Annotated in this window: 11 protein-coding genes; 5 read left to right on the forward strand and 6 right to left on the reverse strand. The window is 63.9% G+C overall.

Features of this window, described 5'->3' with window-relative positions; all coding sequences use genetic code 11:
- Nucleotides 1-41 precede the first annotated feature (41 nt).
- Nucleotides 42-3,998 carry a response regulator gene (locus tag WG899_RS04050; protein WP_339594340.1) on the forward strand — a complete coding sequence of 1,319 codons (3,957 nt, stop codon included), beginning with the start codon at nucleotides 42-44 and terminating at the stop codon, nucleotides 3,996-3,998.
- A 36-nt stretch (nucleotides 3,999-4,034) separates the two neighbouring features.
- On the opposite strand, the gene WG899_RS04055 is transcribed toward WG899_RS04050, so the two are convergent.
- The 4 genes from WG899_RS04055 to WG899_RS04070 are packed head-to-tail and all read right to left on the reverse strand — an operon-like array spanning nucleotide 4,035 to nucleotide 8,516.
- Nucleotides 4,035-4,535: a DinB family protein gene (locus WG899_RS04055; RefSeq protein WP_339594341.1), complete on the reverse strand. Its 501-nt coding sequence runs from the start codon at nucleotides 4,533-4,535 to the stop codon at nucleotides 4,035-4,037.
- Between the two features lie 48 nt (nucleotides 4,536-4,583).
- Nucleotides 4,584-5,351 carry a LytR/AlgR family response regulator transcription factor gene (locus tag WG899_RS04060; protein ID WP_339594342.1) on the reverse strand — a complete coding sequence of 256 codons (768 nt, stop codon included), beginning with the start codon at nucleotides 5,349-5,351 and terminating at the stop codon, nucleotides 4,584-4,586.
- Nucleotides 5,352-5,359: 8 nt separating this feature from the next.
- A complete protein-coding gene (locus WG899_RS04065; RefSeq protein WP_339594343.1) occupies nucleotides 5,360-6,445 on the reverse strand; it encodes a sensor histidine kinase in 1,086 nt (361 codons plus the stop codon).
- Nucleotides 6,446-6,467: 22 nt separating this feature from the next.
- Nucleotides 6,468-8,516 (reverse strand): M13 family metallopeptidase, encoded by a 2,049-nt coding sequence (locus tag WG899_RS04070; protein WP_339594344.1) that lies wholly within the window; start codon nucleotides 8,514-8,516, stop codon nucleotides 6,468-6,470.
- Nucleotides 8,517-8,797: 281 nt separating this feature from the next.
- On the opposite strand from WG899_RS04070, the gene WG899_RS04075 reads away from it, so the two are divergent.
- From WG899_RS04075 to WG899_RS04085, 3 genes are all read left to right on the forward strand, one after another.
- The gene (locus WG899_RS04075; protein WP_339594345.1) at nucleotides 8,798-10,270 is read left to right on the forward strand and encodes a peptide MFS transporter; all 1,473 of its coding nucleotides are present in this window, start codon (nucleotides 8,798-8,800) and stop codon (nucleotides 10,268-10,270) included.
- 92 nt (nucleotides 10,271-10,362) lie between these two features.
- On the forward strand, nucleotides 10,363-12,099 hold the full coding sequence (locus WG899_RS04080; RefSeq protein WP_339594346.1) for an alginate export family protein: 1,737 nt from the start codon (nucleotides 10,363-10,365) through the stop codon (nucleotides 12,097-12,099).
- Between the two features lie 46 nt (nucleotides 12,100-12,145).
- Nucleotides 12,146-13,144, forward strand: a complete 999-nt coding sequence (locus WG899_RS04085) for an SDR family NAD(P)-dependent oxidoreductase (protein ID WP_339594347.1) — start codon at nucleotides 12,146-12,148, stop codon at nucleotides 13,142-13,144.
- A 31-nt stretch (nucleotides 13,145-13,175) separates the two neighbouring features.
- On the opposite strand, the gene WG899_RS04090 is transcribed toward WG899_RS04085, so the two are convergent.
- Both WG899_RS04090 and WG899_RS04095 read right to left on the reverse strand, forming a co-directional pair.
- Nucleotides 13,176-13,556 (reverse strand): SirB2 family protein, encoded by a 381-nt coding sequence (locus tag WG899_RS04090; RefSeq protein WP_339594348.1) that lies wholly within the window; start codon nucleotides 13,554-13,556, stop codon nucleotides 13,176-13,178.
- Nucleotides 13,557-13,661: 105 nt separating this feature from the next.
- Entirely contained in the window at nucleotides 13,662-14,531 is an 870-nt protein-coding gene (locus tag WG899_RS04095) for an EamA family transporter (RefSeq protein ID WP_339594349.1), read from the reverse strand.
- Between the two features lie 80 nt (nucleotides 14,532-14,611).
- Here WG899_RS04095 and WG899_RS04100 point away from each other — a divergent pair, with 80 nt between their 5' ends.
- The gene (locus WG899_RS04100) at nucleotides 14,612-15,145 is read left to right on the forward strand and encodes a MarR family winged helix-turn-helix transcriptional regulator (protein WP_339594350.1); all 534 of its coding nucleotides are present in this window, start codon (nucleotides 14,612-14,614) and stop codon (nucleotides 15,143-15,145) included.
- The last annotated feature ends 5 nt before the right edge of the window (nucleotides 15,146-15,150 follow it).

The following is a 15,150-nucleotide window of genomic DNA, read 5'->3' on the forward strand; positions in this document are numbered from 1 at the left end:
AGGCACAGTTGAGATTCGCACCCGCAAAGGAATCAGTGCCCATGCAATCTGCCCCACTGCGCGATGATGAAGCCGCCAGCATGGCCGCCCTCCGGAATTTGGAGGTTTTGGACACCGGCCCCGAGGCTGAATTTGACGCCTTGGTGCGCGCCGCCTCGGTGGTGTGCGGGGTGCCCATCTCGTTGATCAGCCTGATCGATACCGAGCGGCAATGGTTCAAGGCCAATATCGGCCTGCCAGGCGTCAGCGAAACGCCACGTGACCTGGCCTTTTGCGCCCATGTGGTCTTGGGCGATGAGTTGTTTGAGGTGCCGGATGCTATGCAGGATCCGCGTTTTGCCGACAACCCCTTGGTCGCCAGCCAACCCGACATCCGCTTTTACGCCGGCGCGCCGGTCAAATTGAGCGATGGCTCGCGCATTGGCACCTTGTGTGTGATCGATCGGCAGCCCAAGTCCTTGAATGAGAGCCAGCGCCAGGTCTTGCGTGAGCTGGCCACCGCTGCGGCGCAAGCGCTGGAGGGGCGCCGGGCCTTGCGCGAGGTGAAGCGCATCTCTCAAGAGATGGCCGAGAGTGAAGCGAGGCTGCGTGCGCTGAGCGAAAGCGTGCCCATTGGTGTGTTTGAGATCGACACCCACGGGGTCTTCACCTTTGCGAACGAACGTTTGCTGGCCATTTTTGGGCGGCGCCGCGGGCAAAGCATGGACTGGACCGAGCTGGTGCACGCCGATGACCGGGCTGCCGTTGCCGCGCAATGGACCGAGGCTCTGGCCCAGCAGCGCGATATGGATGGGCAGTTTCGCGTCCATCTGCAAACCGGCGGACTGCGCCATGTGCGTGCCCGCGCCCGGCGGCGTTTGGACGCGGCCGGTGAACTTGTGGCTTATGTGGGGACGGTGGAGGACATCACCGAAACGCTGACCCAGCAACAAGCCCTGCGCACCAGCCAGGCCTTTCTGGACCGCACCGGTCGACTCGCCGGCATCGGCGGCTGGGAATTGGATTTGGCCCAACAACGACTGTTTTGGTCCGATGAGACCTGCCGCATCCATGGCTTGCCGGCAGGCTACCAGCCCAGCCTCGACGAGGCTATTGCCTTCTACACACCCGAGGCACGCCCCAAGATTCAACAAGCGGTAGAGCGCGCGATTCAGACCGGCCAGGGCTTCGACCTTGAGTTGCCGCAGATGCTGCGCGACGGGCGCCAAATCTGGGTGCGGGCCGTGGGCTCCTGTGACTTGGAGAACGGACAGGTGGTCCGCGTGGTGGGTGCCTTTCAAGACATCACCGAACGCGTCAAGGAACGGCTGGCTTTAGAGGAGGCGCATTCCTTGGTGCAGCTGGCCACCGACAGCGGCGGCATCGGCATCTGGGACTATGACCTGGTGCAGGGCAGTCTGAAGTGGGATGCCTGGATGTACCGGCTCTATGGCCTGACCCCGACAGAAGCTTTAGGGCCCTACGATTTGTGGGCACGTCATCTGCATCCAGATGATCGGGTTGAAGCCGAGGCTTCCCTTCAAGAGGCCTTGGACGGGCGTCGGCATTTTTCGACCGAGTTCCGCATCGTCTGGTCGGATGGCAGCGTGCACCATATCCGCGGCTCGGCCCTGATCAAGCGCGACGAGGCCGGCCAAGCGCTGCGCATGGTCGGCGTCAACTGGGACACCACCGAGCATCACCGCGCGCAGGCCGCTTTGCTCGAGGCCAAGCAGGCCGCCGAGGCTGCCAGCCAAGCCAAGAGTCAGTTTCTGGCCAATATGAGCCATGAAATCCGTACGCCGATGAATGCCATCCTGGGCATGCTGACGCTGCTGCGCAAGACCAGTTTGAGTGAGCGCCAGGCCGATTACGCGGCGAAAACAGAAGGGGCGGCGCGCGCCTTGCTGGGCCTGCTCAATGAAATTCTGGACTTCTCCAAGGTGGAAGCCGGCAAGATGAGCCTGGACCCGCAGCCGATGCGACTGGACCAGTTGCTGCGCGATCTGGCCGTTATTCTTGCCGCCAATGTCGGCGCCAAGAAGCTGGAGTTGTTGTTCGATATCGACCCCGCGTTGCCGAATGAATGGCTGGCCGACTCGATGCGCCTGCAACAGGTGCTGATCAATCTGACCGGCAATGCGATCAAGTTCACCGAAAAGGGCGAGGTGCTGCTGTCGATCCGGCTCGTGGAGCAAGATGCTGATTCTGTACACGTGCATTTCGCCGTGCGCGATACCGGCATCGGGATCGCGCCGGAGAACCAGGCGCGCATCTTCGCCGGCTTCACCCAGGCCGAGGCCTCCACCACGCGCCGTTTTGGCGGTACCGGCTTGGGCGTGGCCATCAGCCAGCGGCTGGTCGCCTTGATGGGGGGTGAATTGAGCCTGCAAAGCGAGCTGGGGCGCGGCAGCTGTTTTGAATTCAAGCTGCGCCTGCCGAAGCTGGCGGCGCAGCCGCAAGTCATGGTCCCGCGCACCGCGCCGGGCTTGCGCCGCGCCCTGGTGGTCGATGACAACGCCCTGTGCCGCGAGGTGCTGGGGCGGCTTTGCCAGTCGCAAGGCTGGGCCGTGGACCTGGCGGCCAGCGGCGAAGAGGCCATCGCCTTGCTGCAGGCCCAGGCTGCGCCCGGGAAATCTGCTGGGCCCGCCTACCAGGCCTTGTTTGTGGATTGGCAGATGCCGGGCATGGATGGCTGGCAGACCATCGGGCGCATCCGCGAGCTCGGGCTGGCTGGCGCCACGCCGCTGATCGTGATGGTGACGGCCCATGACCGCGAACATATGGCGCAACGCAGCCCGAGCGAGCAGGCCATGTTGGACGGCTATTTGGTCAAGCCGATCACCGCCTCCATGCTGTTTGACGCGGTGGCCCAGGCCGGCCTGTCGCCGAATCAGCCCAAGCCCAAGCCCAAGTCCATGTCAGCGCCCGGCGCCGGCTTGCAGGCCGAGCAGCGCCTGGCGGGGCTGCGCCTGCTCTTGGTGGAAGATAACCCCAACAATCAGCAGGTCGCCAGCGAGCTTCTGCAAGACGAAGGGGCGCAGGTTCAAATTGCCGCCGATGGGCAGCAGGCGGTGGACGCCATTGCGCTTGACCCGAAGGCCTTTGATGTGGTCTTGATGGACCTGCAAATGCCGGTCATGGATGGCTTGAGCGCCACACGGCATCTGCGTCAGGTCATGGGCCTGCGGGATCTGCCCATCGTGGCCATGACAGCCAACGCCATGCGTTCCGACCGTCAGGCCTGCCTGGACGCCGGCATGAACGACCATGTCGGCAAGCCCTTCGATCTGGACGAGTTGGTGCGGGTGCTGCGCAAGCAGTCGGGTCGCGACTTCAGCTCCAGCCAGGGCACACGCCCGCCCGACGGTGGCGAAGCGATACAGGCCGCATGGCTGGAGGCCGCCGCGGCGGCCGAGGTGGAGTTGGCCGCGGCGCTGGGCCGCATGGGCGGCAAGCCCGCCGTGTATCAGCGCATGCTGCGCAACTTCGTCGCCGACTTGCCGGCGATGCAGACGCAGCTGGGGCAGCAAGCAGCCTCGGGCGATCAGGCGGCCGCCTTGGGGCTGTTGCACACGCTCAAAGGGCTTGCGGCCACTCTGGGCGCAAAGCCGCTGGCCGCCGAGGCCAGCCGCTGCGAGAGCGCGATGCCTACAGACGCAGACTGGCGCGACGGCGTGGACGCTGTGCTTCAGGCGATGCGCCAGGCCGGCCCCGGTTTAGCGCGACTGGCGCAGCAGATGCAAACACAGGCGAGCGAGGCCGAGTCTGCTCCGGCTGGAGCACAGCCCGGGGCCCTGCCCGACTCGGAGCGAGAGGTGCTGCGCGCCGAACTCCAAGACTTGCTGCAGCTGCTGCGCGACTCCGACATGGACGCGCTACAGCGCTTGCAGTTCTTGCAGTCTCGGTTTGGCGCGTTCTTGGGTCAGCGGCTTGAGCCGCTGGATGAAGCGCTGAGCCGCTTGGAGTTCGACACGGCCGTCGCGCTGAGCCAGCAACTGATCGCTGATCTGGGCTGACGGCGGCGCAGCCGCCTCCCCGGGTTCGCCTCCGGCCTAGTTCGACAGGCTGGGCTTGGCGTGGGTGAACACCGTCAGCGCGTCCGGTGGCGGCTGCACGCCGGCCTGGAACAGGATGCGGCCAACTGCGCCGCGGTGGTAGCTGCCGTGGGTGAGCAGGTGCAGCAGCATTTCGGCGCGGCTCATGCAGCCAGGCTTGCCGTCCACAAACGTGAAGTCCAGCGCCTCGGCCAAAGCCGCGTCACTCAAGGCTTGGACATAGTGGCTCAGCCATTGGTCGGCGGCCTGCTGTGCCGCAAACAGATCGGCCAAGTCCGGGGTTTCCGGTGTGTTCAGGCCGGTATAGCCATGCGCCAGGCCTTGCAGATTGCCCTGGAAGATTTTGTCCACCACATAGATATGGTTCAGCAGACGGGTGGCGTTATGCCGTTCCTGGTGCTGGGTTTCGGCAGATAGCGTCATCACCAGAGGAAACAAGTCCCGGTTGGCCCAGGCCTTGAAGGCAATCAGTTGCAGCAATAGCGGTTTCGCGTCCATCGTCTCGAGGCTCCGGATGTTTGGGGGTGATTCAGCGACTTCGTCGTTTCAAAAGCTCAGCAAGTCTTTCAACTCCAGCGCTTGGCGGCGCGAGATCTCCAACTTTTTATGATCGCTCATCGTGATCTCATAACCTTCGCGAATCGTTTCGGCGATGCCGCTGATGGCCTGCAGATTGACGATGTACTGGCGGCTGGCGCGGAAGAAATGCTGGCTCGGCAGGCGTTGTTCGATTTGCCCGAGAGCCTTTTTCACATAGGCGCTCTTGCCGGCGCCAAAGAACACCCGCACATAGTTTTTGCAGCTTTCCAGATAGAGGATGTCTTCAAGCGCGATCAGGTGGCAGTGCTCGCCGTCCTTGATGAAGATCTTGCTGCCCGGCTCCAGGCGGGGCTTGGGCGTCGGGTCGAGTCCTTCGTCTTCCTCCTCCGCACCGGCTTCTGGGGCAGGCCTTGCGGTCGCCAGCTTGGCAATCGCTTGCGCCAGGCGTTGCGGGCTGATGGGCTTGAGCAGGTAGTCGACGGTGTTGAAGTCAAAGGATCGGATCGCGTAGTCGGAATACGCGGTGGTGAAGATGATGCGCGGCATCGGTCGGTCCGGCGGCAGTTGTTCCAGCAAGGCCAGGCCGCTGTCGCCGGGCATGTGGATGTCCAGAAAAAGCAGATCGGGCTGCAACTGGTCTATCAGCAATAGCGCCTGGGCCGCGTTTTCGGCTTGGCCCATGACCTCGATGGTGTCTTCAAATTGACCGAGCATGCGCACCAGGCCCTGGCGCGCCAGCCGCGAGTCTTCGATCACCAAGGCTTTCAGCTTCATTTGCTTCATCACTCCTTGGGCAAGCGCATTTCGACCTGGAAGAACTGCGCACCGTCCTCCACTTTGAGGCTGGCGCGCGGGCCGTACAAAAGTTGCAAGCGCTTCTCGATATTGGGCAGGCCCAGGCCCAAACCTCTTCGTGCCTTGCCAGGCCGGGCGGCGGGTTTGTCATTGCCAACGCGCAGCAGCAAATCCGGGCCCTCATCCTGCACCGCCAAGATCAGCCGGCCACCTTGGGGCAGAGGCTCGATGCCGTGCTTGATGGCGTTCTCCACCAGCAGTTGCAGGGCCATCGGCGGCATCTTGCAGGCCTGCAGGCCGGGCGCCAGCTGCAGCTGAAAGTCCAGCCGGTCCTCCAGCTGCGAGCGCATCAGCGAGATGTACGCCTCGATCACCTCCAGCTCCTCGCGCAGCGTGCTGCTGCCGCGCTGGCTGCTTTCCAGCGAGTAGCGCAGGATCTCGGACAGCGAGACGATCATCGCGTCGGCTCGCGCACCGTCTTCATGAATCATGAAGCGGATATTGTTCAGCGCATTGAACAGAAAGTGCGGGTTCAGCTGCTCGGCCAGCTGGCTCAGTTGCGCGGCCTTCAAGCTCATTTGCAGACGCAGGTTTTGCAGCTCGCCCTCGCGCGCCCGCTCGGCGGCCGCGGCGCTCAGATAGACAAAAGCCCAGGCGCTGATGAAGAGTTGGGCTTGCAAGCCCTGGCTGAGGATTTGCTTTGACAAAAATGCCCAGGCTGCGGCCCCGCTTTGGCCGCCACTGAGCTGCGGCCAGAAGAAGGGCGCCATCAAGGCGCTAACGCCCAGCATCACCGCCATGCCGCTGGCCAGGCTGTAGACCACCACCAGCGAGATCAAATGCCGCATGCTGAAGCGGGCCCAGGCCTGCCGCAGGTAAAGCCAGCGAAAGCCCAAGACCGCCAGCGTGTAGGGCAGCATCCAGATCAAGGTGGCGGTGCCGTTGAAGGCGTCGAGCTTGCCGAACAGCAGGATGCTGGCCAGCGTCACGCCCACCACAAAAGCCATGGCCGCCAGGTGGTAGCGCCAGAACTGCGGCTGGCGGGGAAAGAAGGGTGGGGCTTGCGTGACCATCAGGCTTGCATTGTGGCTGGGCTTACCAAAGCTGGATACGCGAGGTGGCCGGCTTGAACAAGGCGTCGCCTGGCGCGGTCTTGAAGGCCTCGTGGAAGGCATCCAAGTTCATGGCCGGCGCATTGGCGCGGAACTCGTTGGGTGCATGCGGGTCCGAGCTGAGCAGTTGCAGCGTGCGCTGCTCGCTGCGCTTGACGCGCCAACTCTGCGCAAAGCTCATGAAGAAGCGTTGTTCGCCGCTGAAGCCGTCGATGACCGGCGCCGGCTTGCCGCCCAGGCTGCGCTGGTAGGCCTTGTAGGCAATCTGCAGGCCGAGCAGATCGGCCATGTTCTCGGGCAAAGTCAGCTCGCCATTCACGTGCTTGCCGGGCAGGGCTTCGAAGGCATTGAACTGCGCGATCAGCTGTGCGCTCTTGTCGGCAAAGGTTTTGCGGTCTTCGTCCGTCCACCAGTTGCGCATCGCACCCTGGCCGTCGAACTGGGCGCCCATGCTGTCGAAGCCGTGGCTGATTTCGTGGCCGATCTGCGCGCCGATGCCGCCGAAGTTGGCCGCATCGTCGGCGGCCATGTCGAACAGCGGTGCTTGCAGAATGGCGGCGGTCAGATTGATCTCATTGCCCATGGGGTCGTAGAAGGCGTTGACCACCAGGGGCGACATGGCCCAGGCCTGACGGTCCATGGGCTTGCCGGCCGCGGCGGCCTTGACGGCCCAGTCGAAACGCTGCGCGCGCTGTTGGTTGCCAAGCGCGTCGCCGGCGCGCACCTGCAGGGCCGCGTAGTCACGCCATTGATCCGGGTGGCCGATCTTGGCCTTGTAGCGGTCCAGCTTGTCGAGCGCGGCGGCGCGCGTGGCCGGCGCCATCCAGCTGTTGGCGGCCATCAGCTCGCGGTAGGCGGCCAAGACCTGCTCATAAATTTGCTGTACCCGCTGCTTGTGCGCCGGCGGAAAGTGGCGCGCCACGTATTGCTGGGCCAGCGCTTCGCTCAAGGCCTCGCTGACCTGCTCCAGCGCGCGCTGCTCACGCGCTCTCTCGGCCGTGGCGCCGCCCATGGCTGCGCCGTGGAAGGCGAAATGCGCTTGGCGAAAGGCTTTGGGCAGCACTTGCGCGTTGGCGTCCAGGCTGCGCAGGCGGAAGTAGGCCTTCCAGTCGGCCAGCGGCAGCTCGGCAAACAGCCGGGCGGTGGCGATGGCGGTGCCGAGCTGGGTGACGTTGACCTTGTCTCCAGCGCTCAGTTGAGCCGCCTCAAAGAAGGTCGGCCAGTCGAAGCCCGGCGCCTGGGCGAGCAGCTCCGCAGGCGTCAAGGGATTGACCATCTTGCTGGGATCGCGGGCCTCGCTCAAGGGCACATGAACCGCAGCCAGCCGGGTTTCCAGGGCCAGCACGCGCTGGGCCGTGCGGGCGGCGTCGCGGTCGCCGGCCAGGGTGGCCAGGCGGCTCAGGTAGGCCAGATAAGCGCTGCGGGCCTTGGCGAAGGCGGGCTCATCCAGCTTCAAGTAGTAGTCGCGGTCCGGCAGGCCCAGGCCACCTTGCCAGGCCATCACGCGGTTCAGGCCGGGGTCCATGAAGTCGGCAAAGCCGCCCCAGAACCAGATCGGCGTTTGCAGCTGCCCTTGGGCGCGGCCTTGCCAACGGGCCAGCTCGGCGGGGCTGCGGATTGCGTCGATCTCGGCCAAGAGCGGCTTGATCGGCGCCAGGCCGGCGCGCTCGATGGCGGCGGTGTCCAGATAGCTGCGGTAGTAGTCGCCGATCTTTTGCTCGACGCTGCCGGCTGGGTGTTGGCGCGCGGCCAGCGCTTGCAAGATGGCGCGCACACGACCGTCCACCACGGCCGGCATGTCCACGCCGTGCACCTCCACCCGGTCGGCCGGGATGGCGGTGTTGCGCAGCCACCTGCCATTGACGGCGCGGTACAGATCGTCCTGCGGCCGCACTTGGGGATCAAAGCCCGACAAGTCGAGGCCGGAGGCGCTGGCGGGCTTGGCTTGAGCCTGGGCCATGGCTGGGCTGGCGAGGCCAGCTAACTGCAGCGCCAAGAGCAGAGCGGGCAGGGGGCGGAGGAGCGTTTTCATAAGGGTCCTTCTCAGACGTTGAAGGCCTGGGTTCAAGGCCGTATGGCGTCAGTCTCGGCGCGTCAGGTCGGGCGAAGTAAAAAAGGTGCCGAGCGGCGCTAACCGGGGATGAGCGGTGCGGAATCGAAAGGTCAAACGGCTTGTCTCTTCGCCCGGCAGCGGCGGGTTTCCTCGCCTGCTGTGGGGCCAGGGGCGCCGCTATGATTTCGCCGCTTGTTGCTTGTCTATGCCTGCTGCTACTCCTTGCGCAGCGGCGCGCCCTGCCCATTCCTGGAGCCATCTTGTCCACCGCAAAACCCTCTCTGACCTCCGTCCCACAAGGCGCGGGCGTGCTCTTCTTCATTCAGATCTTTGCCACGCTGGCTTATGCGGTGCTGTATTCCAGCCTGGTGCTGTATGTGACCAAGCATCTGGGCTTCGCCTCGGAGAAGGCCTCGATGATGATGGGCGTGTTCGGCGCCTTCAACTACGGACTGCACCTGTTCGGCGGCTATCTGGGCGGGCGTTTCTTAAGCAACCGCAATCTCTTTGTCGGCGGCATGGTGCTGCAAGTGCTGGGTTGCGCGGCGATTGCCGGCGGCACGTCTGACTTGCTCTATTGGGGCTTGGCCCTGTTCTTGGTCGGCAGCGGCCTGAATGTGACCTGCCTGAACATGATGCTGACCCAGCGCTATGCGCCGGAAGACAGTCGCCGCGAGAGCGCCTTTCTGTGGAACTACGCCGGTATGAACATCGGCTTCTTCGTCGGCTTCACGATGGCGGGCCACTACCAGCTGAGCGAGAGCTACAACAGCCTGTTCCTGTTCGCCACACTCGGCGGCGCCTTGTCCATCGTCTTGTCGCTGGTTTTTTGGAAGACCTTGGCCGATCTGGATACGCCCTTGATGCAGGCCAGCCCGGCGCAGTTCCGCCTGCGCTTTGCGGCCGGCGTGGCCATCTTGATCGGCTTGGTGCCGGTGCTGTGGATGCTCTTGCAAAACCCCAAGGACACCGGTGCGATGCTGAAGTGGGTGTGCGCGCTGGTGGCTGCCGCCTTGCTTTACATCACCATCAAGCACCCCGATGCGGCCGAGAAAAAGCGCATGTGGGCCTATTTGATCCTGACCCTGGGCTCGCTGATGTTCTGGTCGCTGTACCAGATGGCACCCAGCGGCCTGCAGCTGTTTGCGGTGGGCAATGTGAAGCTGGAGCTGTGGGGCGTGAAGGTGGCGCCGCAATGGGTGCAGAACATCAACACGGTGGTGATCGTGATCGGCGGGCCGCTGTTGGCCGCTTGGTTTGCGCGCTTGCGGGCGCGCGGTTGGCCGGTGGATGTGCCGCAGCAGTTCTCGGCCTCGCTGGTGCTGATGGGCCTGGGCTTTTTGGCCTTGCCGCTGGGCATTTCGCTGGCCGATGCCAACGGTCAGGTGGCGTTTGTCTGGCTGTTCACCAGCTATGTGCTGCAAAGCGTGGGCGAACTGCTGATTTCACCGGTGGGCTACGCCATGATCGGCCGCCTGGCGCCGCGCAAATACCAGGGCGTCATGATGGGCAGCTGGATGCTGGTGACAGGTCTTGCCTCGCTGTTCGCCGCCGACTTCTCCGGCATGGTGGCCCAGCCACCCGAGACCACCGCCTTGGTCAGCAACCCGGCCTACAGCTTGCTGTTCACCCAACTGGGCGTGGGCAGCGTGGCGGTGGGCGTGGTGCTGGCGCTGTTGATTCCGTTCTTGCGCCGCTTGATCACCGAGCCGGAGGCGACTGCCAAGGCTTGAGGCGCCCGAAAAGGGTGGCGCGGTCAAGGGTCTAGTGAACGTCAATTTACTCTGTTAGGCTAAGGGGCAAAGAGCACCGTCGAAGCACTGCGGTGCTTCGCGTTCATCTGGACCTGACCCATATGCAAAGCAACTTCCGACTCTCGACCCTGGCCCTGTTGTGCAGCCTGGCTGCCCCGCTGCCAGCACTGGCCCAGGTCAAGACCGAACCGTACGCGGATCAGCGGATTGAGTCGGTCCAGGTGACGATAGTCAACCCGAGTGCAGACAACGCGCTGAATTCGCGCATTGAAGATCAGGTCCGCCGTACGCTGGCGGCCTACCCGAGCAGCAGTTTTTCTGAAGACCGTTTGGTTGCTGCGTTAGCGCGTTTGTCGCGCGTGCCCGAGATCCAGTCGGTCGCGCACGAGGTGCGCAATGGCGCCACCGGCGGCGTGGTCTTGCAGCTGGACGTTACGCTCAAACAAGTCGGCACTGCAGCGGCCTCGGTGGCGGCAGCCCCGCAGTTTCCCAATCTGTACCAAGCCAATGGCAGCTTGCTGCGTGCCAAGCTGGAAACCTTGGGCATGTACTACGGCAATAACAATGCCTGGTTCGGCCGCGACGACCTGATGCTGAATGGCAACCCTTTTGCGGTGGGTAAGCCCGCCGGCAAGGGCTATAGCCAATGGCTGGAAGGTTTTGTGCAGGCCGGGCTTTATGGCATCACGCCGCTGAGCGACACGGTCTACGCCTACGGCGGCGCCAGCGTCATCGCCAGCGGCTCGGTGGGGCAGGAGTTGTTCACCGACAAGACCCGCAGCCATGTGGCAATGGAAGACGCTTTCGTCGGCCTGGTCGGCGGCAGCACCTCCGCACAAGGGGATCGTTTTGTTTACAACCTGTCGGGCGGGCGCCAGCGTTTCAGCATCGGCGAGGGCATGTTGCTGGTCAACACCGCCAGCAATGGCTTGAACCGCGCGGCGCTGCAGTCCAACCCGCGCTGGGCTGGCGATCAGGTGTGGTTGGCGCGCTTCGCCTACAACGACTGGAAGTTCGAAGCCTTCCATGTCGACCCCGACGAAATCCCCGAGGTGGACTCCAAGACGCAGATTCAGGGCATCAATGTTGAAACCACGGCGCTGAACGACTTCAGCCTGGGCTTCACCGCTTTGCATGTACCCAAGTCGCAAGGCTCTTACTACACCACCACCAGCCAGCTGCAGCGCGAAGGCCTGCGGGCGCTGGACTTCCGCGTGCGTTGGCAGCCGGCGCCGACCGGCGGTGCAGGGCCTTTTGTGGCTGCTGAGTTTGCGCGTCAGACCCACAGCAAGTTTGATATGGAAGCCTTGGGCTATTCCACCGAGCTGGGCTATGTGTTTGCCAAGGCGGCTTGGTCGCCCACCATCAGCTACCGCTATGCCCGCTTCACCGGCGACAAGGCCGACACCACGCGCTTCGAGCGCTGGGACCCCTTGCTCTCGGGCGGCAATGGCGAGACCTGGGTGCAGGGCATCAACCACTTCAAGATCTTTCAGGACTCCAACCTGATTGCCCACCGCCTGCAGGCGCGCTTGAAGCCGCAAGCCAATATCGAGCTGGTGCCGCAGTACTGGGTCTTCCAGGCCGATTCCTTGACCAATTTGGGCGGCAACCCGGCCTTGTCGATGCTGCAGTCCAAGCAACTCGCCACCGAGCTGAACCTGACGGCCAAGTACTTCTTGAACCGCAACATCATGTTCCAAGGCCATGTGGCCGCCACCTACGCCGGCAGGGCGATTGATCAAGGGCTGGGCAGTCATTCCAGCCCCTGGATCAGCACCATGTTCTTTGTCCGCATCGGCTATTGATGACGGCGACTGATTCGTTTTTTGTCCACACCCAAGGGAGTTTGAGATGGAACGTCGTGACTTGATGAAGAGCGTGGCCGTGATGGCCGCCGCGAGCGCCGCCGCCACTGGGGCTTCGGCCCAATTTCAGGGCAAGCCACAGGCCGGTGTTGGCATCAAAGATGTGGAGCCGGTGCCCAAGGACCAGTTCACGCCGGACCGCTTCAAGGGCAAGACCATCCTGATCACCGGCTGTGCCCGTGGCATGGGTGAGGCCGCGGCGATTCGCGCCGCACGTGAAGGCGCCAATGTCGTGGGCGTCGACTGGATCCCCGAACTGGGCGCCAAAGTGATTGAGCGCATCCGGGCTGCCGGTGGCCGCGCCGTCTTTGTGCCGGGCCATGTGGGTGAAACCAAGACCTGCGATTTGATGGTCAAGACTGCCGTTGATACCTTCGGCGGCCTGGATATGGCCATCAACAATGCGGGCGTGATGGACGGCGTCTACTCGGGCGATCCGATCGAGTTTGACAAGCAAAAGTCGCTGATCTTCGCGCCCATCCATGAGGCCTCGGATGAGTATTGGGACCGTGTCTTCCTGAGCAACTCGGCCGGCGTGTTCCGCAGCATGCGGGCGGAACTCAAGCAAATGGTGGCCCAAGGCCGTGGCGGCGCCATCGTCAATGTGGGCTCCATCGCCGGCCTGACCGGCTTGGCGGGCAACCCAGCCTATGTGGCCAGCAAGCATGCGGTGACCGGCCTGACACGCAATGCGGCGATTGACTACGCGCCCTATGGCATTCGCGTCAACTCGGTCAATATGGCCGCAACTGACACGCCGATGGTTGCGCGCGCCACCGAGCTGGTGATGGCTGCGAGCAAGGCCGCAAAAGGCCCCGGCATGGGCAGCATCAAGACGCAAAGCATCATGGCTTATGCCGATTCCAAACGTCGTCCAGCTACGGTGGGTGAGCAGGTCGCGGTGATGCTTTTCTTGCTGTCGAACGAAGCCTCCAACTTGACCGGCGCCACTTACGCGACCGACGGGGGCTGGACGGCTTACTGATCCCCTGACGCTGCGAGACCTTCGATGAACCCTACAGCCCCAACCAGGGGCTGCGGGTCATCGAGACACCCATCATGTAGGCCAGCGAGAGCAAGGCCAGCAGGTAGCTGGGCAGGTGGAAGTCGTTGCGGCTCATGGACCAGTGGGCGAAAAAGGCGTAGCAGGCCAGGGCGATCAGCTTGGCCATCAGCCAGCCGTCGTACATGGGGTTGAGCCGTTGCAGCGCCCACAGGCTCAGGCCGGTGATGGTGAGGACAAAGTCGATGCCAAAGACCAGCACGCTCAGGCGGCTGTCCAGCTCCCACTCGGCGCCGAACTGGTAGGCCAGCCCGCGCACCAAAAAAATGGTGACGCTGAACCACGCCAGCAGGGCGTGGATCTGGCCCATCTGAAAGTCGAATGAATATTCCATGCCGCTTGATTGTCGCCCGGTGCCGCCTTCTTGGCCTGTTAGGGTGAAAGCTTCGCCAGTGGCGCGAAGCCTGTCAAGGGCGGGCTTTCCTGTGGCGACGCAGGCTTAGGCTTGGGGTCGTTGGCTCCATTGCACCGCCAACACGCTCAGTAAGACCACTGCCAAGCCAAGCAGCGCTTGGCCGCGCAGCGTCTGGTTCAGCAGCGCCCAACCCAGCAGTACGGCGGCCAGCGGGCTCAGTAGCCCAAGCGATGACACCGCCACCGGGCTCAGGCGTTTGACGCCCCGGAACCACAGGCCATAGGCCAAGAGGCTGCCGAACAGGCTCAGGTAGGCATAGGCCGCCCATTGCGTGGCGCTCAGATGTGGCAGCGGCGGGTCCAGCAAAAAGACCAAGGGTGTCAGCATCAAACCGCCCAGCAGCAACTGCCAACCGGTCAGACTCAGCACCGACAGCGACAAGCGCCAGCGCCGCGTCAGATAAGTGCCGCAACCCATGCACAGCGCGCCGGCCGCCGCGGCCGCCACTCCGGTGGCATCAAAGCGCAGGCCCGGCGCCAGCAGCAGCGCGGCCATGCCGCCCACCCCGATGAGGCTGGCCGCCACGCCGGACAGAGCCGGCACCTGCTTGCCGATGCCCCAGGCCAAGCCCATCACCAGCAGCGGTTGGGTGGCGCCGATCACCGCCGCCAAGCCACCGGGCAGGCGGTAGGCCGCCACAAAGAGCAGAGCTTGGAAGGCGCCGATATTCAGCAAGGCCAGGATCAGCAGGCGCAGCCATTCAGTCCGCGCCGGCAGCTGGCGGCACAGCAGCACCAGCAGTACGCCGGCAGGCAAGGTGCGCATACAGGCCGCCGTCATCGGCAGTCCGGGCGGCAGCAACTCGGTGGTGACGATATAGGTTGAGCCCCAGATCAGCGGGGCGAGGGCGGTCAGGGCGGTGTCGGTGATGCGTTGGGCAGGCGCGCGGCTCATGTTGGCAAACTATCTTGAATTAAAGATAAATTGTCGGATGAGATAATCTTGAAGTCAAGACAAAAGACGAGACCCTGATCATGACAAAGGCCAAGACGGGCAGCGGCGATGCGGTGGACAAGATCCTCGGCCAATGGGCGCGCGAGCGTCCCGACCTGGACGCCAGCCCGATGGGGCCGATCGGGCGGCTGCGCCGTTGTTCGGCCTTGATGCAGCGCCGCCTGGAGGACACCTTCAGCCAGTTTGGTCTGAGCGCCTGGGAGTTCGACGTCTTGGCCACCCTACGCCGCTCCGGCGCGCCCTATTGCCTGGCGCCGACGGCGCTGTTCTCGACGCTGATGGTCAGCTCCGGCACGATGACGCATCGCATGCGTGGCCTGGAAACCCGCGACCTGGTGTTGCGCTTACCTAACCCGGAAGATGCGCGCAGCGTGCTGGTGCAGCTGACGGCAGAAGGCCTGGCCTTGATCGACCAGGCCGTGGAGGCGCATCTTGCCAATGAGCGCCAAATCTTGGCCGACTTGAGTGCCGCCGAGCTGGCGACCTTGGACCGCAGCTTGGCGATCTTGTTGGCGCGCTTGGAGCCCGACACGGGCGGGCTCTCAAGCAACTAGGTTTC

Source organism: Paucibacter hankyongi, from assembly GCF_037482915.1.
Taxonomy (GTDB): Bacteria; Pseudomonadota; Gammaproteobacteria; order Burkholderiales; family Burkholderiaceae_C; genus Paucibacter_A; species Paucibacter_A hankyongi.

Bases quoted from the DNA above. Each gene is read 5' to 3' on its own strand.
- WG899_RS04050 (WP_339594340.1), top strand. From the start codon at position 42: ATGCAATCTGCCCCACTGCGCGATGATGAAGCCGCCAGCATGGCCGCC.
- WG899_RS04055 (WP_339594341.1), bottom strand. From the start codon at position 4,535: ATGGACGCGAAACCGCTATTGCTGCAACTGATTGCCTTCAAGGCCTGG.
- WG899_RS04060 (WP_339594342.1), bottom strand. From the start codon at position 5,351: ATGAAGCTGAAAGCCTTGGTGATCGAAGACTCGCGGCTGGCGCGCCAG.
- WG899_RS04065 (WP_339594343.1), bottom strand. From the start codon at position 6,445: ATGGTCACGCAAGCCCCACCCTTCTTTCCCCGCCAGCCGCAGTTCTGG.
- WG899_RS04070 (WP_339594344.1), bottom strand. From the start codon at position 8,516: ATGAAAACGCTCCTCCGCCCCCTGCCCGCTCTGCTCTTGGCGCTGCAG.
- WG899_RS04085 (WP_339594347.1), top strand. From the start codon at position 12,146: ATGGAACGTCGTGACTTGATGAAGAGCGTGGCCGTGATGGCCGCCGCG.
- WG899_RS04090 (WP_339594348.1), bottom strand. From the start codon at position 13,556: ATGGAATATTCATTCGACTTTCAGATGGGCCAGATCCACGCCCTGCTG.
- WG899_RS04095 (WP_339594349.1), bottom strand. From the start codon at position 14,531: ATGAGCCGCGCGCCTGCCCAACGCATCACCGACACCGCCCTGACCGCC.
- WG899_RS04100 (WP_339594350.1), top strand. From the start codon at position 14,612: ATGACAAAGGCCAAGACGGGCAGCGGCGATGCGGTGGACAAGATCCTC.